This is a genomic window from Rhizobium metallidurans (assembly GCF_014196505.1).
Classification (GTDB): Bacteria; Pseudomonadota; Alphaproteobacteria; order Rhizobiales; family Rhizobiaceae; genus Rhizobium; species Rhizobium metallidurans.
This window is the reverse complement of record NZ_JACIDW010000001.1, coordinates 742,689-760,865: the sequence shown is the minus strand read 5'-3', so window position 1 is coordinate 760,865 and position 18,177 is coordinate 742,689. Positions and strand designations below refer to the sequence as shown.

General features: G+C 62.8%; 16 protein-coding genes. 13 read left to right on the top strand and 3 right to left on the bottom strand.

Annotated features, from left to right (window positions below; genetic code table 11):
- Window positions 1-31: 31 nt before the first annotated feature.
- The 3 genes from GGQ67_RS03340 to GGQ67_RS03330 all read right to left on the bottom strand — a co-directional run bounded on the left by GGQ67_RS03340 (window position 32) and on the right by GGQ67_RS03330 (window position 2,903).
- A complete protein-coding gene (locus GGQ67_RS03340; RefSeq protein WP_183898735.1) occupies window positions 32-721 on the bottom strand; it encodes an urease accessory protein UreF in 690 nt (229 codons plus the stop codon).
- Window positions 722-785: 64 nt separating this feature from the next.
- Entirely contained in the window at window positions 786-1,364 is a 579-nt protein-coding gene (locus GGQ67_RS03335; RefSeq protein WP_183898734.1) for a HupE/UreJ family protein, read from the bottom strand.
- A gap of 102 nt (window positions 1,365-1,466) precedes the next feature.
- The gene (locus GGQ67_RS03330) at window positions 1,467-2,903 is read right to left on the bottom strand and encodes a GntP family permease (RefSeq protein WP_183898733.1); all 1,437 of its coding nucleotides are present in this window, start codon (window positions 2,901-2,903) and stop codon (window positions 1,467-1,469) included.
- A gap of 381 nt (window positions 2,904-3,284) precedes the next feature.
- Between GGQ67_RS03330 and GGQ67_RS03325 the strand changes: the two genes are divergently transcribed.
- The 13 genes from GGQ67_RS03325 to cyoB all read left to right on the top strand — a co-directional run bounded on the left by GGQ67_RS03325 (window position 3,285) and on the right by cyoB (window position 18,176).
- Entirely contained in the window at window positions 3,285-3,983 is a 699-nt protein-coding gene (locus GGQ67_RS03325) for a GntR family transcriptional regulator (protein ID WP_183898732.1), read from the top strand.
- 223 nt (window positions 3,984-4,206) lie between these two features.
- Window positions 4,207-5,784, top strand: coding sequence for an ABC transporter ATP-binding protein (locus GGQ67_RS03320; RefSeq protein ID WP_183898731.1), 1,578 nt, complete (start codon window positions 4,207-4,209; stop codon window positions 5,782-5,784).
- Entirely contained in the window at window positions 5,774-6,850 is a 1,077-nt protein-coding gene (locus GGQ67_RS03315) for an ABC transporter permease (protein WP_183898730.1), read from the top strand. Before GGQ67_RS03320 ends, GGQ67_RS03315 begins: the two co-directional genes overlap by 11 nt.
- Window positions 6,850-7,770, top strand: coding sequence for an ABC transporter permease (locus GGQ67_RS03310; RefSeq protein WP_183898729.1), 921 nt, complete (start codon window positions 6,850-6,852; stop codon window positions 7,768-7,770). Before GGQ67_RS03315 ends, GGQ67_RS03310 begins: the two co-directional genes overlap by 1 nt.
- 46 nt (window positions 7,771-7,816) lie before the next feature.
- Window positions 7,817-8,917 (top strand): BMP family ABC transporter substrate-binding protein, encoded by a 1,101-nt coding sequence (locus GGQ67_RS03305; protein ID WP_183898728.1) that lies wholly within the window; start codon window positions 7,817-7,819, stop codon window positions 8,915-8,917.
- 100 nt (window positions 8,918-9,017) lie between these two features.
- Complete coding sequence (locus GGQ67_RS03300; RefSeq protein ID WP_183898727.1) at window positions 9,018-10,211, top strand: amidohydrolase; 1,194 nt, start codon at window positions 9,018-9,020, stop codon at window positions 10,209-10,211.
- Window positions 10,211-11,788: a gamma-glutamyltransferase family protein gene (locus GGQ67_RS03295; protein ID WP_183898726.1), complete on the top strand. Its 1,578-nt coding sequence runs from the start codon at window positions 10,211-10,213 to the stop codon at window positions 11,786-11,788. The genes GGQ67_RS03300 and GGQ67_RS03295 overlap by 1 nt, the downstream gene beginning before the upstream one ends.
- A complete protein-coding gene (locus tag GGQ67_RS03290; protein ID WP_183898725.1) occupies window positions 11,785-13,038 on the top strand; it encodes an amidohydrolase family protein in 1,254 nt (417 codons plus the stop codon). The genes GGQ67_RS03295 and GGQ67_RS03290 overlap by 4 nt, the downstream gene beginning before the upstream one ends.
- A 154-nt stretch (window positions 13,039-13,192) precedes the next feature.
- Window positions 13,193-13,534, top strand: coding sequence for a hypothetical protein (locus GGQ67_RS03285; RefSeq protein ID WP_183898724.1), 342 nt, complete (start codon window positions 13,193-13,195; stop codon window positions 13,532-13,534).
- 114 nt (window positions 13,535-13,648) lie between these two features.
- Window positions 13,649-14,164 (top strand): NUDIX hydrolase, encoded by a 516-nt coding sequence (locus tag GGQ67_RS03280; protein WP_246400080.1) that lies wholly within the window; start codon window positions 13,649-13,651, stop codon window positions 14,162-14,164.
- 294 nt (window positions 14,165-14,458) lie between these two features.
- Window positions 14,459-14,749 (top strand): hypothetical protein, encoded by a 291-nt coding sequence (locus tag GGQ67_RS03275; protein ID WP_246400079.1) that lies wholly within the window; start codon window positions 14,459-14,461, stop codon window positions 14,747-14,749.
- Between the two features lie 247 nt (window positions 14,750-14,996).
- Window positions 14,997-16,157, top strand: a complete 1,161-nt coding sequence (gene cyoA / locus GGQ67_RS03270; protein WP_246400108.1) for a ubiquinol oxidase subunit II — start codon at window positions 14,997-14,999, stop codon at window positions 16,155-16,157.
- Between the two features lie 18 nt (window positions 16,158-16,175).
- A complete protein-coding gene (gene cyoB / locus GGQ67_RS03265; RefSeq protein ID WP_183898721.1) occupies window positions 16,176-18,176 on the top strand; it encodes a cytochrome o ubiquinol oxidase subunit I in 2,001 nt (666 codons plus the stop codon).
- Window position 18,177: the final 1 nt, after the last annotated feature.

Genomic DNA, 18,177 nt, shown 5'->3' with positions numbered 1-18,177 from the left:
CATGAGATCCGGCTGCTTGCCCGGTCGGAGTCTATGAACGAAACAGCCGGCTGTATTGCGTTTCATGCCATGCGCTTGCCATTGCCATTGCCGGCGCCGCATTGCCGATCTCGTCGTCGCCTGTCATCTCCGCCTTGCGGGCCGCCCGCTCTATGACCTCGGCGGCCGCGATGAGAAGCCGCTGCCCGGCGGTATGCCCCAGCGGCACCAGCCGGATGGCGGCCGACACCTGGCCCTCGACGGCACTCCACAGCAGCCCACGCAACGCATCCGCCGGCGCGATCTTCCAGTTGACGGCCGCGAGCGCAAAGACCGCCGGATAGGTAAGCTTCACCGTGGTGAAGGATTTCGCGGAGGAGACGCCGAGATCGCGGAGAACCGTGAGCATCGACGCGCCCATCTGCTTGTCTTCCAGTTCCACCTCCTTGCTTTCGCGCGCGGCAGAAAGCCATGCGTCGGCCTTGAGGAACGCCGCGCGATCCTCCGCTTCGAGCGCATGCATCATGCGCAGGAACAGCGCCGCATCGCAGACGGCGTAGCTGTGCTCGATCAGCCTGAAGATCCAGTCGCGCGCGGTCGCCTCGTCGCGAACGGTCCGATCGTGGACGGCCCATTCGAGCCCACGGGAATAGGCGAACGCACCAACCGGCTGGCTTGGGCTCACCAGCCGCAGAAGCTGAAGCGGCAGGCCGCCCGATGTTGGTTGAAACGTCACATGCATCTCCCGAAGCGATTACCCGCGGCCGGACCGAAATCCGGCCTGCGGTCTTCAAATGCGTCCACGTTCAACTCGCCAGCAACAGCGCGCCGCCAAGTGCCGTGGCTCCGCCGGCAATCCGCAAGGCCGCCGTGCCGCGTGTCAGGCGACCGGCGGCAACGCCCATTCCGATCCCCACCGCGTGCAGGAGCGCCGTCGCCAGCACAAAGCCCATGCCGAAGAACAAGGCGTTTGCGCCTGCCAGTTCAGCGCCATGCGCATGCCCATGGAAGAATGCGAATCCGCCGACGATTGCGGCGACAAGCCCGGGCGACGCCGGGCGAGCAATCGCGACCAACAGCCCGATGACGACCGACGAGGCGAGAATGACCCGTTGGACTAAGGGCAGAGGCAAGCCGGCCAGCGCTGCGAAGAAGCCAAGGAGCATGACGCCGACGAAAGCCGCGGGGATGGCCAGCCGTGCACCGCTCCCAAGCATGACCGCGCACAGACCGACCGCGACCATGGCGAGCACGTGATCCGCTCCCGAGAGAGGATGCAGGAAGCCGGAAATGAAGGAACCGTTGTCGCCAGAGCCAACATGCGCGAATGCCGGCGTGCTTACCATCAGCAACGGCGCAAGGATCAAGAGATGCATCTTTTTCATGGTACGAGCCTTCCTAAGGTTGATCGAACAGGAACGATTGACATCCGGTAGTTCAGGCATTTCATCGCGCTCATCTTGCCCGCCCAGTCGATGAAGACCTGTTCAGAACGAACCGAACATCGACCCGAGCACGAAGACCGCGACAAGCGAGATGATGACGCCGACGATCACGGTCATCACCATGTCGAAATAGCTTCCGGCATGTGTCTGCCTGCTGATCTGCAGGAGCAGAAGCACGGTGCCGTTGTGAGGCAGTGCATCGAGCGTACCGGCGCTGATGGTCGTCAGGCGATGCATGAGCGCGGGATCGATGCCATACGCAGCAGCAAGACGCATGTATTCGGCGCCGAGCGCGTTGAGCGCGATGGCCATGCCGCCGGAAGCCGTCCCCGTTAGCGCGGCCAGCGCGTTCATCGCCACGACCAGCGAGACGAGCGGGCCGCCAGGCATCTGCAAGACGGCGTCGCGCACCACATTGAAGGCTGGCATGGCCGCGACAACCGCGCCGAAACCGACGAGACTTGCAACGGTCATGATAGGAAGGACAGCCGAGTTGGCGCCCGCGTCGAGACTTTCGCGCAATGCGCCCAGCCGTCCATAATTGGCGGCGATCACGGTGACGATCGCCGCGGCCAGCGCAATGAGGACCGCCCACACGCCGAGCGTGGAGGTGATGTTGATGCCGAGCGCGGCTTCGGCGCTCGAGAAGTCGATCCGGGGCAGCACCACGAGTGCCATCAGGAAATTGACGCTGATGACGACAATCAGCGGCAGCACCGCGAAGAGGAAGGACGGGCCCTCATCGCTCTTCTTGCCATGGGTGAGCTCGCTCGGGTCGAAGTCGCCCGAGGTCGTTGCCTGTTCGCGCACCTTTTCCGTGATGACGACGGGCGTCTCGTCCTCCGTGTATCCTTCGTTGGCGGCGCGGGCCTTGGCCTCTATGCGCGCCAGCCACCACATCCCGAACGCGAAGGTGATGATCGAGGCGATGATACCGAGGCCCGGCGCGGCGAAGGTCGTCGTGCCGAAGTAGGGCATCGGGATGGCGTTGTTCGTCGAGGGGGTACCGGGCATCGCCGACATGGTGAAGGTAAAGGCGCCGAGGCCGATCGCCGCCGGCATCAGCCTCGCCGGAATATTCGCCGCGCGAAACATCTCCCGCGCCATTGGCACGAGCACGAAGAACGCGACGAACACGCTGACACCGCCATAGGTGACAACAGCGGATGCCAGCACCACGGAGAGCATGGTTCGCTTCACGCCCAGCCGCTCCGTCAGGAAACGGGCGATCGACGTGATGGACCCGCTGTCATCCATCATCTTGCCGAAGATGCCGCCCAGCAGGAACATCGGGAACCACTGCGTGACGAACCGCGCCGTGCCCATCATGAAGGTCGAGGTCCAATGCGGAAGCAACGGCTGGCCGGAGGCCGCGGCAACGACAAGGGCAGCCGCTGGCGCCAGCAGGAGCACGCTCCATCCGCGATAGGCGAACCACATCAGCAATCCGAGCCCAAGCAGAATTCCAAACAGCCCCATGGATCCGCCTCTCAATCCGACCAAGCCAGCTAAAATGCTTCGCGATCCATAGCCTTACGCCCGTCAAGGTGCAGCTATGTGCGCGATACAACTCACGGCCTTATCTGGTTTTCATGAACCACGCCCGCGGATGTGTCGACCGGTGACACACGCAAAGTCCCTGGCCGCCGGAAGAAATGGACGCCGTGCTCACTTCTGGGATTTCGTACCAATCAAGCAGCGCGGGCTGCCACCGTTGGAAGGTCAGCGCATTTGCCAATTCATGCGCGGACACCATCGCGCCAAGGTTGGCGTCAACAACAACGCTTAACGAGAACAGTGCTTGTTGTATTCTTCAGGAGCATTATAACGTACACACCAACCGAACATTCCGAAGCCCTCATGTCATCGAATTCCGACCGGGTAGACATCGCCCATCGCACCCTCCGGCAAGCCATCATCGAGCAGGCGCTGAAAGCCGGCACCAAGCTGCCGGAAGACGAGATCGGCCGGCACTTTTCCATGAGCCGCACGCTGGTGCGCGCCGTGCTGGCCAAGCTACAGGCGCAAGGGCTGGTCGACACCTATCACAAGCGCACCGCAACGGTGGCCCAGCCGAGCCTAGAGGAAGCGCGCGACGCGTTCGCCGTGCGGCGCGCACTGGAACGCGAGGTGATGAAGGCGGTGGTCAAGCGCTGGAGCCCCGCCATCGAGAAGAGCCTGCGCGAGCACGTGCAGGAAGAGGAAGCGGCTCACGCCAAGGGTGACGTCCGGCTCTCGACGCGGCTGGCCGGCGAGTTCCATCTGAAGCTTGCCGACCTTGCGGGCAACGCGCTGCTGGAGCGCTATCTTTCCGAACTCGTGTCGCGCTGTTCGCTGATCCTTGCCATGTACAGCCGCCCGCATTCCAGCGAATGCGCCATCAGCGAGCACTCCGGACTCATCGGCGCGCTCAAGAAAGGGGATATCGCCGCGGCAGAGCGCCTGATGGACGATCATCTCTCATCCGTGGAAAGCCGGGCCCTCTTCGAGGACGAGGCAGCTGTCGAGCCCGACCTCGGCTCGATCCTCTCCCGCTTCTCCGCCCGCGAAGCGAGCTGAGTGCCGCTTTTTCAGTCAGGTATACATGAATTTGCATTTTATGTAGACGAAAAGTCGTCGATCATAATTTGAGCGGACACGCACGACCAAGCTTCGAGGCCACTTTATCTAAATGAATCCATATGCCTAGCGCACTAGCGTCTGGCTCAAGACGTCGATCGATACGGACTGGCATCAATGTTGCATACATGATTATAGAGATCATGTAGCCAAGATTGTCATCATGCCACTATCGCCACATACCGAACATAGATCCGAACATCGGCTCGAACTGCGCGGCATCCGCAAGGCCTATCCGGCTGTGGTCGCCAATGACGGGATCGACCTCCGTGTCCGGCCTGGCGAGATCCATGCCGTGGTCGGCGAGAACGGAGCCGGCAAGTCGACGCTGATGAAGATCATCTATGGCATGGTGCGGCCGGATTCCGGCGAACTCCTGTGGGATGGGCGCGAAGTATCGATCGCTTCGCCCGCCGATGCGCAGAAGCTCGGCATCGGCATGGTGTTCCAGCACTTCGCGCTGTTCGATACGCTGTCGGTGGCGGAAAACATCGCGCTGGCGCTTCCGGGACGGCCGGCGATCGAGCCGTTGTCGCGGCGGATCGCGGAGGTCGCGGCGCGCTATGGTCTGCCGGTCGAGCCCGGCCGGCATATCTACACGATGTCTGTCGGCGAGCGGCAGCGGGTCGAGATCATCCGCGCGCTGTTGCAGAATCCGCGCCTGCTCATTCTCGACGAGCCGACCTCGGTGCTGACGCCGCAGGCGGTCGAAACGCTGTTCGTCACGCTGCGCCAGATCGCGGCCGAGGGATGCAGCATTCTCTATATCAGCCACAAGCTGAACGAGATCAGGGATCTCTGCCACACGGCCACGATCCTTCGCGGCGGCCGGGTGACCGGCATGTGCGACCCGAGGCAGGAAAGCCCGGCCTCGATGGCCCGCATGATGATCGGCGCCGAGCTGCCGGGCTTTCGTCATCGCGGCCACACGCCGGCCGGCAAAACGCGCCTCAGCGTTTCCGGCCTGACGCTTCCCACCCAGGACCCGTTCGGAACGGCGCTCGCCGATATCGGCTTTGCGGTGCGCGGCGGTGAGATCCTCGGGATCGCCGGCGTCTCGGGCAATGGCCAGCAGGAGTTGCTGGCGGCACTGTCGGGCGAAACGCCACTGTCGAACGCCGGTGCGATCACCATCGACGGCATGCCGGCGGGCCATCGCGATCCGGCCGGCCGACGGCGGCTTGGTCTCTGCTCCGTTCCCGAGGATCGGCTCAAGCAAGGTTCCGTCCCCTCGCTGCCGCTCCTGGAGAACGTGCTGCTCACCGCCAATCGCAACGGCGCCGTTCGCGCCGGCCTCATTCGCTTCGATCGCGTCAAGGCCTATGCCGAGCGCTGCATCAAGGCCTTCGACGTCAGGACGCCCGGCGCGCAGGCGCGCGCCGGCAGCCTGTCGGGCGGCAATCTCCAGAAATTCATCATCGGTCGCGAGATCCTGCAGGAGCCGGGCGTGCTGATCGTCTCGCAACCGACCTGGGGCGTGGATGTCGGCGCGGCACTGGTCATCCGCCAGGCGCTGCTGGACCTGCGCGATCGGGGTGCGGCGATCGTCGTCATATCCGAAGAACTCGACGAACTCTTCGAGATTTCCGACCAGATCGCCGTCATAGCCGGCGGCCGGCTGACAGGGGCCATACCGATCGCGGAGGCGAACCGCGATGCGATCGGTATGGCCATGTCCGGCCAAGATGCCGGCGATGCCCCAGACGAACGCGCCAGCAAGGAGCTTGCCCATGCGCTTTGAACCGCGCCCCAACCCCTCGCGCATCATGATCCTGATGTCGCCGGTCATCGCGATCGCGCTGACGTCGATCGTCGCGATGGCGCTCTTTGCCCTTGCCGGGCTGAATCCACTGGAGGCGCTGATCGCCTTTCTGACCGCACCGCTCGCCGATCTCTATGGTTTCGGCGAACTTTTGATCAAGGCCGCTCCCCTGGTGCTGATCGGTGTCGGGCTCGCGATCGGCTTTCGCGCCGGCATCTGGAACGTCGGCGCGGAAGGGCAGCTGACCGTGGGCGTCATCTTCGCCGGCTATGTGGCGCTGAACTACGGCGCGACCGGCGGCTGGTGGATTCTGCCCGCGATGGTCATCGCCGGCGCCATCGGCGGCGTCCTCTGGGCTGCCATCCCCGCACTGCTCCGCACCAGGTTCAATGCCAGCGAAATCCTGGTCAGCCTGATGCTCAATTATGTCGCGGCGCTATGGCTTTCATGGCTGGTCTTCGGACTGTGGCGCGATCCGGCCGGCTTCAACTTCCCGCAGTCGGAACCGCTGGCGCCGGATGCCCTCTTCCCGATCCTGATCGAAAACACCCGCGCCAATGTCAGCGTGCTCTTCGCGCTCGGCGCGGTGCTGGCCGGCTGGCTGCTTATGAACCGCAGCTTCGCCGGCTTCCAGCTCAAGGTTACCGGCCTCTCCGAAGGAGCCGCGCGCTACGCCGGCTTCAGCGTCAGATGCGCGGTCTGGATCGGCATGCTGGCGAGCGGTGCCGCGGCAGGCATCGCGGGCGTCGGGGAGATCGCCGGGCCCCTCGCCCAGATCTTCCCGACCGCCTCGCCCGGCTATGGCTACGCGGCGATCATCGTCGCCTTTCTCGGGCGGCTGCACCCGGTGGGCATCCTGCTCTCCGGCCTACTGATGGCGTTGCTCTATCTTTCGGGCGACGTCGCGCAGATGTCACTCGGCATGCCGTCCTCGATCACCGGCCTGCTGCAGAGCACGCTGCTCTTCTTCCTGCTGACGACGGACGTCTTCATTCAGTACCGCGTCCGCTTCCAGTCCTCCAACCGGCAGGGAGCCACCACCTGATGGACCAGTTCCTTCCCATTCTCGTGGCCACGCTCGTTGCCGGCACGCCGCTGATCTATGCCGCGCTCGGAGAACTCGTGGCCGAACGCTCCGGCGTGCTCAACATGGGTGTCGAGGGCATGATGGTCATCGGCGCGGTAATCGCCTTCATCGTCATGATGGCGACGGGCAGCCTGTGGCTCGCGGTATTCGCAGCCATGCTGGCGGCCATGCTGCTTGCCCTGATGTTCGCCGTTCTCGCCGTCGGCTTCCGCGCCAATCAGATCGCGGTCGGGCTGGCATTGACGATCTTCGGCACCAGCCTCGCCTCGTTCATCGGCAAGCCCTACATCGGAAAGGCGATCGTGATGGAGCCGTCAACAGCGTCCAACCTTGCCGCGAAAATCCCCTTGCTGGGCGCGGTTCTCGGCCAGCTTCATCCGCTCGTCTGGCTCTCCTGGATCTTCTTCGCCTGCGTCTGGTATTTCCTGAACCGCAGCCGCAGCGGCCTGATCCTGCGCGCCGTCGGCGAATCGCCCACCTCCGCCCACGCGCTCGGCTATCCGGTCAACACGATCCGTTACCTCGCCACGCTGTTCGGCGGCGCCAGCGCCGGCATCGCGGGTGCCTACGTGTCGATCGTCTACACCTCGCTTTGGACCGAGGGACTGATCGCCGGACGCGGCTGGATCGCCGTGGCGCTCGTCGTCTTTTCCACCTGGCGGTCGGGCCGCTGCTTTCTCGGCGCCTATCTGTTCGGCGGCGCCACCATCGCCCAGCTCTTTGCCCAGAGCGCCGGCATCGGCCTGCCGTCCGAGCTCATGTCCGCCCTTCCCTATCTCGTGACCATCGTCGTGCTGGTGCTGATCTCGCGCAACGCCGCGCTGATGCGCCTCAACGTCCCCGCTTCCCTCGGCAAGCCATTCGCCGCCGAGGGCTGAAACCGCCGCCAATCATCCAAACCGAAAATCAACAGAGGGAACCGAAATGACCACATTCTCCAGACGCGACTTCCTGAGAACCAGCGCCGCCGGCGCCCTTGCGCTCGGCGCCGGTGCGAGACCGCTGCTGGCCGCCGAAGAGCCCCTCAAGGTCGGCGTCATCCACATGGGCGCCATTTCCGATACGGGCTGGGAATACTTCCAGGCCAACGCCTGGAAAGCCCTCGAAAAGGAATTCGGCGACAAGGTGAAGGTGACGGTGCTTGAAAACATCGCCCAGGTGCAGGATAGCGAACGGCTGTTCCGGCAGCTCTCCGCCCAGGGCAACAAGCTGATCTTCGGCACCACCTTCTCGCAATACGCCTCGCTGAAGAAGCTTGCGCCGACACTGCCCAAGTCGCATTTCGAGTGCTGCGCCGGCATCGAGGCGGGCAACAATCTCGGCGTCTTCGAAGCCCGCCACTATGAAGGCACCTACCTTACCGGCATCGCCGCCGGCCGCACGACCAAGACCAACGTGCTCGGATGGGTCGGCGCCTTCCCGGTGCCGCAGGTCATCTACAGCCTCAACGCCTTCCTGCTCGGCGCCCGCTCGGTCAACCCCGACGTGACGCTGAAAGTCGTCTGGGCCAATGCCTGGGTCGATCCCGGCAAGGAAAAGGACGCTGTCGCGGCACTGATCGCGCAGGGCGCCGACGTCATTTCCGGCAGCCCCAACACGCCGGTACAGGGATTGGCTGCCGAGGAGAAGGGCGTCTGGTCGATCGGCTCGACCGGTGATTTTTCCGCCTATGTAAAGAAGAAGCAGCTCGTTTCCTTCGAGCTGGACTGGAGTTCCGCCCATATCAACGCCGCCAAGGCCGTGATGGCCGGCACCTGGAAGCCGGAAAGCCGCTGGCTGGGCCTCGGACCGGGCGGCTATGTCAAGATGACGACGAGCAATCCGGACCTGCCGGAAGCCATCGCCGCCGAAATGAAGGCCGCCGAAGCCGCGATCATCAGCGGCAAGCTGAAGCCCTTTGCCGGCGAGATCAAGGATCAGAGCGGCAATGTGAAGGTCGCCAAGGGCCAGGAGCTTGCCGATGCCGACATCAGAGGCATGACGTGGCTGATCGAAGGGGTGCAGGGAACCCTGCCGCAGAACTGATCGCCGCCCCGTGCCGATCAGACGATACAGCTTCCCCCCTCACTCTTGAGGGGAGAAGCATCTCAATGACGATAGAACAAAGACATCAAGGGAGACCCCGGTGACCGAAACACTGTTCACGAACGCCAGGCTGGCCGACGGCACGCTCAACGACATTCTCGTCTCGGATGGCCGCATCTCGGCGATCGACAAGGCCGGCACAAGCGCAGCCACAGCGAAGACCGTCGACATTGCCGGCGCACTTCTGGTTCCGAGTTTCGTCGAGGGCCACATTCATCTCGACACCAGCTTTTACGGCGACAAGTGGATTCCGCACAAGGCCTGCACGAACGGCTTCGACGTGCATGAGCGCGTCGCCTTCCAGGCCGAGAACATGGCCGCCGCAGCGCCGATGGACGAGCGCGCCCGCAACCAGCTCGACCTGTGCATCGCAAACGGCGCGCTGCAGATGCGCAGCCATGTGATGGTCGATGGCTCGGTCGGGCTGAAGTCGCTGGAGACCATTCTGGCCGTCCGCGAGGCCTACAGAGCCATCATCGATATCCAGCTCGTGGCATTCCCGCAGAGCGGAATCCTGAAAAGCCCCGGCACGCCCGACCTGATGGACGAGGCGATCGGCATGGGCGCCGATCTGGTCGGCGGGCTAGATCCGCTGTCTTTCGATCGTGACATCAAGGGGCATCTCGATGTGGTCTTCGGGATTGCCGAAAAGCGCGGCGTCGATGTCGACATCCATCTTCATGACGCCGGCACGATGGGCGCGATGACCATCGAGGAGATCTGCGCGCGCACGACAGCACTCGGCATGCAGGGGCGTGTCGCGGTGAGCCACGCCTATGGTCTCGGCGATCTCGGACCCGATGCGATCAAGAAGATCGCCGCTCTCATCGCTAAAAGCGGCGTCGCGATCATGACCAACGCGCCCGGCAACCACAATTTCCCGCCCGTGGCGCTGCTGCGCGCGGCCGGTGTCACGGTGTTTTCGGGCAACGACAATATCCGTGACTCCTGGTGGCCCTTCGGCGACGGCGACATGCTGCGACGCGCCGAGATCATCGCCTACCGTTCAGGATTCTACACCGACGCAGAGCTCGCCGCCGCATTCGACGTGGTGACGGCGGGAGGCGCCAAGGCGCTCAACCTGGAAGGCTATGGCATCGCAATCGGTGCCAAGGCCGACTTCGTGACGCTCACCGCCGAACATGTGCCGGAGGCGGTCGTCGCCATTCCGAAGCCCCGCCGCGTCTTCAAGGAAGGCAGGCTGGTCGCCGAGAACGGCGCCGTGGTGCGCTGATGAACCATCGGAGCCGGCAGACAGAGACAGCCGCCGCGCAATCGCGCGATGGCATAGTGACGACGCCGCACTGGCTGGCCAGCGAAGCCGGCGCCAGGGTGCTGGCGCGCGGCGGCAATGCGATCGAGGCGCTGGTCGCGGCGGGCGGCGCGCTCTCCGTCGTCTACCCGCATTTTTGCGGTCTCGGCGGTGACGCCGTCTGGATGGTCTGCGACCGGGGCGGCGATGCACGAACGTTTCTGGGCATCGGACAGGCGGCCGCGAATAGCGATGTCGACGGCCTGATCCCGTCGCGCGGTCCGGCTTCGACGCTGACCACGGCGTGCCTGGTCGACAGCTGGGAGAAAGTGCTCGATCACTCGGCAGCGGCCTGGGGCGGCGCGGAGCGGCTACCCACATTGCTCGATGACGCCATCGCGCTCGCGGAAGACGGCTTCGCCGTCAGCCCGTCGCAAACGTTCTGGCACGATTTTCGCGCGACTGAATCCGAGACATGGCCGGGCTTTCGCGATCTCTTCCAGCGCGACGGCATACAGCGCCAGCCGGCTTTGGCGCGAACCCTCCAGACAATTGCCGATAGTGGGCTCAGGGAATTCTACGAGGGCGCGTTGGCGGACCGGATCGCGCGGGGGCTTTCCGCCGTCGGCTCGCCGCTGACGATCGCCGATCTCGCGGCGACGCGAACCCGGGTCGAGCAGCCGGTGCGTCTTGCCTACGGCGACGCCGTTCTGCTGGCGCCGCCGCCGCCGACCCAGGGCGTGACCACGCTGGCGATCATGGGCGTGCTGGCGCAGCTGGCTGCGAAGGACAAGGCGCCCGACAGCGCGGCCTATTACCACGCGCTGGTGGAATCCGTGAAACAGGCCTTTGTCGACCGCCACCTGATCGGCGATCCGGAGTTCGGCACCGACGCCACGAAAATGCTTCTCGATCCCGAGCGCCTGGCCAGAAAAGCTGCGGCGATCGATCCCAACCGCGCCGCCGACTGGCCCGTCCCCTACAAGCAGGGCGACACCGCGCTTCTGGCCGCGGTCGATGCCGATGGCCGGGCCGCGTGCGTACTGCAAAGCATCTATTTCGATTGGGGCAGCGGCGTGGTTGCCGGAGACACCGGCATTCTCTGGCAGAACCGGGGAGCAGCCTTCAGCACCGATCCCGCCAGTCCGAACCGCATTCGCCCGGGCAAGCGACCCTTTTACACGCTCAACCCCGGCATGGCGCTCAAGAACGGGCGCCCGCATCTGGTCTACGGGACGCAGGGTGCCGATGGCCAGCCGCAGACGCTGGCGCTGTTGCTCAGCCTGCTGATCGACCATCATCTTGATCCGCTGGCCGCGCTGTCGCGGCCGCGTTTCCTGCTCGGTCGGACCTTTTCAGATAGCCGCGACAATTTGAAGATCGAGGAGAATATCGGCGCTGACACGCTCGCAGCGCTCGGCTCCATGGGCCACGAAGTCGCGACCATCGCCCCGCTCAGCCCGCTCGGCGGCCAGGCCGGCGTCATCCGCATCCATGCAGATGGACGAATGGAGGCCGCTCATGACCCCCGCAGCGACGGCGGAGCCATCGGTCTATGAGCATGCAGCGCGATAAACCTTTAGACCTCGTCATCCGCGATGTCCGAGTGGAGGAGGATGGCGTCCTCGTCGACATCGCGGTGCGTGATGGCCTCATCGCCGCGATCGAACCACGCTTCAGCTGCGACGCCGTCTCGGACTTCGACGGCAAAGGCAGCTTTGCCTTCGGCGGTTTTATCGATACGCATGTGCATCTGGACAAGGCCTGCATCCTCGATCGCTGTTCGATCTGTGAGGGGACGCTTGCCGAGGCCGTGCGCGAGACAGCCCGCGCAAAGCCCGGCTTTACCGAGGAAGACGTTTACGAGCGAGCCGCGCGCGTCGTCGAAAGAGCCATCTCGCACGGCACGGTGCGGATGCGGACCTTCGTCGAGATCGATCCCCGCGCCGGCTTCCGCTCCTTCGAGGCCATCAAGCGTATCCGCGCGGATTATGCCTTCGCGATCGATATCGAGATCTGCGCATTCGCGCAGGACGGCCTCACCAACGATACAGACACTTGGAATATGCTCGACGCGGCACTTTCCGACGGCGCCGATCTCATCGGCGGCTGCCCCTACACCGACCCCGATCCTGAAGCGCATATCGCGCGCATCTTCGAGCTCGCGGCGAAACACGACGTCGCCGTCGACTTCCATCTCGACTTCAGCCTCGACCCCGACAAGACCGACCTGCCGGCCGTCATCGCGGCCACGAAACGCCACGGCTGGCAAGGCCGCGTCTCCATCGGTCACGTCACCAATCTCTCGGCATTACCGGAAGCATCCGTGATCGAGATCGCGAACGCCCTGACCGAAGCAGGCATTGCCCTGACGGTTCTTCCGGCCACGGATCTCTTCCTGAATGGCCGCGCTCACGCGCGGCTGGTGCCACGCGGCGTCGCTCCCGCCCATATCCTCGCCGCGCAGGGCGTCGTCGCCTCGATCGCCACCAACAACGTGCTCAACCCCTTCACGCCTTTTGGTGATGCCTCGCTGATCCGGATGGCCAATCTCTATGCCAACGTCGTCCAGCTCTCGCGCGACGCCGAGATCGCGGGCGTTTTCGACATGGTCGGGCGATCCGCCGCGCGCCAGCTCGGCATTCGCTACGGGCTCGCCGTGGGTAACGACGCCACGATCATCCTCATCGACGCAGCGGGACCGAAAGCCGCCGTGCGCGAGGTCGGAAGGATCGTCGCCGGCTGGAAAAGCGGCCGCCAGAGCTTCGACAACGGCCGGCCGCAAATCCACAAGCCGGACCGACAGTGATCCCCGACGCCGACTAGCGATCGAGCATCTGCTGGAACCGCTGCAGCTCGGCGGCATCCATGTTGCCCGAAAGCCTGAAGATCTTCACGGTCTCATCAGGTTTTCGTCAGGCAGGGAGGTTAACAGACGCGAAACGTCAACAGCGAGAACATAAATGTCAGAATTCATATCCTATCTTTTCATGCTGCTGGTTGTCGCTCCGCTTCAATCCGCGATCACCGACAACCTGAAGGAGGCTGGAGCGCAGGCGGAGGTGATACAGGTCGGGCAAGCGTGTCTTAACGCCGCCGTCCCGCAGCTCGTGAAGCAAGCGCAGGGCGATTACGTATGGGCAGCATCCACCGCGGCTGGCGTCATGTTCGGCTACATTCCTCCGACAAACCTGCTGACGGGAAAGAGCCCTGAATGCGACCGTCTCGTATCGCTGCTCGGCGACAAAGGCGGCAGCGGCGAGAAAATAGAATCGCAATCCGCGCCCGAAGCTAGCGACGTGTAGTCTGCATACCGGGGACTGGCGGGCGGGCAGATAACTTTGCCGTGAACCCCGACGCGGTCAGTTCATCGTCAGCTGTTCAAATTAGGTTTCTTACATACAAACCAAGGAACCCCCATGGACAGGACAAAACCTCGCTTTTCGAGCAACAAGGGCTATCTCGGGCAACTGTCGGCATATCTTCCCCGTCGCGACAATGCCTTCGCGGCGGAGCAATGCGGAGCGATTTGTCACCGGATCTCGAGAAGCGGCGCGGTCGAAATCCTGCTTGTTTCCTCACGTGAAACGGGCCGCTGGATCATCCCGAAAGGATGGATGAAACTCGACAGGGCGCCCTACGAGCAAGCCGCCGCGGAAGCGTGGCAGGAAGCGGGCGTCATAGGTCTGGTTGAACGGCGCCCCTTCGGATATTTTTCCTATCTCAAGCAATGGGCGGACGGAACACGTTCGCCGACCATCGTCTCGGTGTTTCTTTTGCTGATGGAGCGTCTTGTCAACGGCTTCAGGGAAGAGAGCGAACGCAGACGAGAATGGGTTTCCACAACGGAAGCAGCAAGACGGGTTCAGGAACCCGAACTGAGAACGCTGATTCTAAAGGCTGGCCAGGCAATCGCCGCCGGCCGCGCCGGCTGAGGTGGAATCACTACACAAAATCTCTGCTGTTCCGGCCGATAGTCCTGCAGACCGCGAAGCGTGGGGCCGCGTTCCCGCGACATGAATTTGGTGCGCGCTTCGCCTCCTGGATCGCGCGATCATCTGAACGCCTGGATGTGGACCCGGCTTAGGGACAAATTGGCGCAGTCTTAGAATGCGGCTTTTGTTTTGGGTGGAGCTTTGCTAATCGTGCGTCGATTTTACGTCCTCTGCTGACCTAAACCTATGACAAGCAACGTTTTCGCCGGTTGGAAGACCGCAACTGTTCTGACGATGATCTTGATTCAGATCGTCTACGGAAGCCTGTGCGCGATTCCGCTGTCGGACCGGACTTTCGTTCCGTCGAGCGTTGCCGTCACCGCGCAGGAGCGCGGTTCCACCGCGGAAAACAAGGCGCTGCTGGCGTTCGATGCCGACGATCACGTTCGGTGCGAGCAGCGGTGTCAGCGGGTCGAACTGGACAAGGTCGCATCATCGGAGGGATTGCCGTCTTCCGCGACGGCAGCCTTCCCGCGCGAAAACCGGATCTATTTGATCTCGCGCCCCCCCAAACAGCTGGTCTAAGCAATCCATTCGGCCTTGCCGGGGCGTTTCGACCCGGGTTGGCTCGATCATGGATTGAACACGACTGAGCAGACTCTTCGACCAGACCCTGGCGAAGCGTGTGCGATGCGCACCGGGATCTCGTGAGAGCTGCCGGATTCATCCTGAAATTACAATGTCCTTATTGCGGGAGTCGAAAGTGCCTCTGTCGAAGAAGCTCTTTTGCCTCGCTGTCGTTACCTCACTGCCCCTCCTCAGCGGGTGCAAGATGGTGGTGATGTCGCCCTCCGGCGATATCGCGCGTCAGCAGGCGAACCTTATCATCGTTTCAACCGTGCTGATGCTGCTCATCATCGTGCCGGTCCTGTTTCTCACGTTGTATTTCGCCTGGCACTATCGCCAATCCAACAAGAAGGCGAAGTACGATCCGACATGGCACCACTCCACCAGGCTCGAAATCGTGATCTGGTCGGCTCCCCTGGCGATCATCATCGCGCTCGGCGCGATCACCTGGATCAGCACGCACAAGCTCGATCCATATCGACCGCTTGACCGCATCGATGCCGCCCGGCCTGTCACCGCCGACACCAAGTCGATCGCGGTGGAGGTCGTCGCACTCGATTGGAAGTGGCTGTTCTTCTATCCGGAATACGGCATCGCCACCGTCAACGAACTCGCGGCGCCTGTCGATTCGCAGATCAAATTCAAACTGACGTCCTCATCGGTGATGAACGCCTTCTATGTGCCCGCGCTCGCCGGGATGATCTACACCATGCCCGGAATGCAGACGAAGCTCCATGCCGTCATCAACGAGGCCGGCACCTACGAGGGCTTGTCCGCGAACTACAGCGGTGAAGGTTTCTCCCAGATGCGGTTCAAGTTTCTGGGACTGGAGCAAGGCGATTTCGACCAGTGGGTCGCAAACGTCAAGCGCAACGGCACCGCGCTCAACCGGGACAGCTACCTGAAGCTCGAAAAGCCGAGCAAAGCCGAACCCGTGCGCTATTACGCGACGGTCCAGGACGGTCTCTACCGCTCGATCCTCAACATGTGCGCCCGCGAAGGCCAGATGTGCATGGAAGAGATGATGATGATCGACAAGATGGGCGGAGCGGGCAAGGAGAGCCAGGAAAACCGGGAGCGCCTGGAGTTTCAAATGCCCGAAGCGGAGGAAGCCGGCGCGGAAGGTAATGGCCCGCTTGGCGCGGCCATCCCTGTCGCCGATCCCCAGCCCGCAATGCCGTCCATGCCGGGTATGTCAGGCATGTCGGGTATGTCAGGCATGTCGGGTATGTCAGGCATGTCAGGGATGTCGGGCATGTCGATGGACAACAACATGCAGAACATGCAGGACCCCGCGAGATCTGGAAGCGACGGGAACGGGCAGGAAACCAGTCCGCCCGACAACGGCGCCTCCGCGAAACCCTGAAGGATTCGGTAGATAAGAATGTTCGAAAATCTCACACTCGCCCAGCTCGTCTTCGGACGACTCACCTGGGACGCCATTCCATACGATCCCATCGTGCGCAGCACCTTCGTCGTGGTTGCGCTCGGCGGCATCGCGCTCGTCAGCTTGCTGACCTACTACAAGCTCTGGGGCTATCTCTGGAAAGAATGGTTCACCAGTGTCGATCACAAGAAGATCGGCATCATGTATATCGTTCTTGCGCTCGTCATGCTCCTGCGCGGCTTCGCGGATGCGATCATGATGCGTATCCAGCAGGCCATCGCCTTCAATGGAAACGAGGGCTATCTGAAGCCCGATCACTACGATCAGGTCTTCACGGCGCATGGCGTGATCATGATCTTCTTCGTGGCGATGCCTTTCATCACCGGGTTCATGAACTATATCGTGCCGCTCCAGATCGGCGCGCGCGACGTGTCGTTCCCGTTCCTGAACAATTTCTCGTTCTGGATGACGACGGCAGGCGCGATCATCGTCATGATCTCGTTGTTCGTCGGCGAGTTCGCCAAGACGGGCTGGCTGGCCTATCCTCCGCTTTCGGGCTCTGACTACAGTCCTGGCGTAGGGGTGGACTATTACATCTGGGGCCTTCAGGTCGCCGGTGTCGGCACCACATTGTCGGGCATCAACCTCGTGGCTACGATCGTCAAGATGCGCGCTCCGGGCATGTCCTTCATGAGGATGCCGGTCTTCACCTGGACCTCGCTCTGCACCAACATCCTGATCGTTGCGACCTTCCCGATCCTGACTGCAACGCTGGCGCTCCTGTCCGCCGACCGTTACCTGAACACCAACTTCTTCACGAACGATCTCGGCGGCAATCCGATGATGTACGTGAATCTGATCTGGATGTGGGGACACCCGGAAGTTTACATCCTGATCCTTCCGGCTTTCGGCATCTTTTCCGAAGTCGCGTCGACGTTCTCGGGCAAGCGCCTGTTCGGTTATGCCTCCATGGTGTACGCGACCTGCGCCATCATGATCATGTCCTACCTCGTCTGGCTGCACCACTTCTTCACGATGGGCGCCGGGGCTTCCGTCAACGCCTTCTTCGGCATCGCGACCATGATCATCTCCATTCCGACAGGAGCGAAGATGTTCAACTGGCTGTTTACGATGTATCGCGGCCGAATCCGCTACGAACTGCCTATGTACTGGCTGATCGGCTTCATGGTGACCTTCGTCATCGGTGGCATGACCGGTGTCATGCTGGCCATTCCGCCAGCCGACTTCGTGCTGCATAACTCGCTGTTCCTGATCGCCCACTTCCACAACGTCATCATCGGCGGCGTGCTGTTCGGCCTGATGGCAGGGGTGGCGTACTGGTGGCCGAAGGCGTTCGGCTTCAAGCTCGACATGTTCTGGGGCAAGATGACCTTCTGGTTCTGGCAGATCGGCTTCTTCTTCGCCTTCATGCCGCTCTACGTTCTCGGCTTGATGGGCGTTACCCGCCGTACATCGCAGTTCGATGACCCGTCGCTGCAGATCTGGTTCATCATCGCCGCGTTCGGCGCGGTCCTGATCGCTCTCGGCATCGTATCCTTCATCATCCAGATGGCCGTCAGCATCATGCGGCGCGACCAGCTGCGTTGCTCGACGGGCGACCCGTGGGGTGGCCGCACCCTGGAATGGGCGACCTCCTCGCCGCCGCCGGAATACAACTTCGCTTCCACGCCTGTCGTGCACGAGTTGGATGCCTGGAGCGACATGAAGGACAACGGCTACGAGCGTCCGACCACCGGCTTCCGGCCGATCCACATGCCGAAGAATACGGGCACGGGCGTGATCCTGTCGGCAATCAGCATCGCGCTCTCTTTCGCGTTGATCTGGTACATCTGGTGGCTGGCGCTGGTGTCTTTCGTGGCCATCATCGTCGTCTCGATCGCCCATACCTTCAATTACAACCGCGACTTCTACATCCCGGCGGAAAAAGTCACCGAGGTCGAAGACGCACGTACAAAGCTGCTTGCCGAGAGGACCTGAC

Bases quoted from the DNA above. Each gene is read 5' to 3' on its own strand.
- GGQ67_RS03335 (WP_183898734.1), bottom strand. From the start codon at position 1,364: ATGAAAAAGATGCATCTCTTGATCCTTGCGCCGTTGCTGATGGTAAGC.
- GGQ67_RS03285 (WP_183898724.1), top strand. From the start codon at position 13,193: ATGTCAGAATTCATATCCTATCTTTTCATGCTGCTGGTTGTCGCTCCG.
- GGQ67_RS03320 (WP_183898731.1), top strand. From the start codon at position 4,207: ATGCCACTATCGCCACATACCGAACATAGATCCGAACATCGGCTCGAA.
- GGQ67_RS03280 (WP_246400080.1), top strand. From the start codon at position 13,649: ATGGACAGGACAAAACCTCGCTTTTCGAGCAACAAGGGCTATCTCGGG.
- GGQ67_RS03305 (WP_183898728.1), top strand. From the start codon at position 7,817: ATGACCACATTCTCCAGACGCGACTTCCTGAGAACCAGCGCCGCCGGC.
- GGQ67_RS03290 (WP_183898725.1), top strand. From the start codon at position 11,785: ATGAGCATGCAGCGCGATAAACCTTTAGACCTCGTCATCCGCGATGTC.
- GGQ67_RS03330 (WP_183898733.1), bottom strand. From the start codon at position 2,903: ATGGGGCTGTTTGGAATTCTGCTTGGGCTCGGATTGCTGATGTGGTTC.
- GGQ67_RS03340 (WP_183898735.1), bottom strand. From the start codon at position 721: ATGCATGTGACGTTTCAACCAACATCGGGCGGCCTGCCGCTTCAGCTT.
- GGQ67_RS03315 (WP_183898730.1), top strand. From the start codon at position 5,774: ATGCGCTTTGAACCGCGCCCCAACCCCTCGCGCATCATGATCCTGATG.
- GGQ67_RS03275 (WP_246400079.1), top strand. From the start codon at position 14,459: ATGATCTTGATTCAGATCGTCTACGGAAGCCTGTGCGCGATTCCGCTG.
- GGQ67_RS03310 (WP_183898729.1), top strand. From the start codon at position 6,850: ATGGACCAGTTCCTTCCCATTCTCGTGGCCACGCTCGTTGCCGGCACG.
- cyoA (WP_246400108.1), top strand. From the start codon at position 14,997: ATGGTGGTGATGTCGCCCTCCGGCGATATCGCGCGTCAGCAGGCGAAC.
- GGQ67_RS03295 (WP_183898726.1), top strand. From the start codon at position 10,211: ATGAACCATCGGAGCCGGCAGACAGAGACAGCCGCCGCGCAATCGCGC.
- GGQ67_RS03325 (WP_183898732.1), top strand. From the start codon at position 3,285: ATGTCATCGAATTCCGACCGGGTAGACATCGCCCATCGCACCCTCCGG.
- cyoB (WP_183898721.1), top strand. From the start codon at position 16,176: ATGTTCGAAAATCTCACACTCGCCCAGCTCGTCTTCGGACGACTCACC.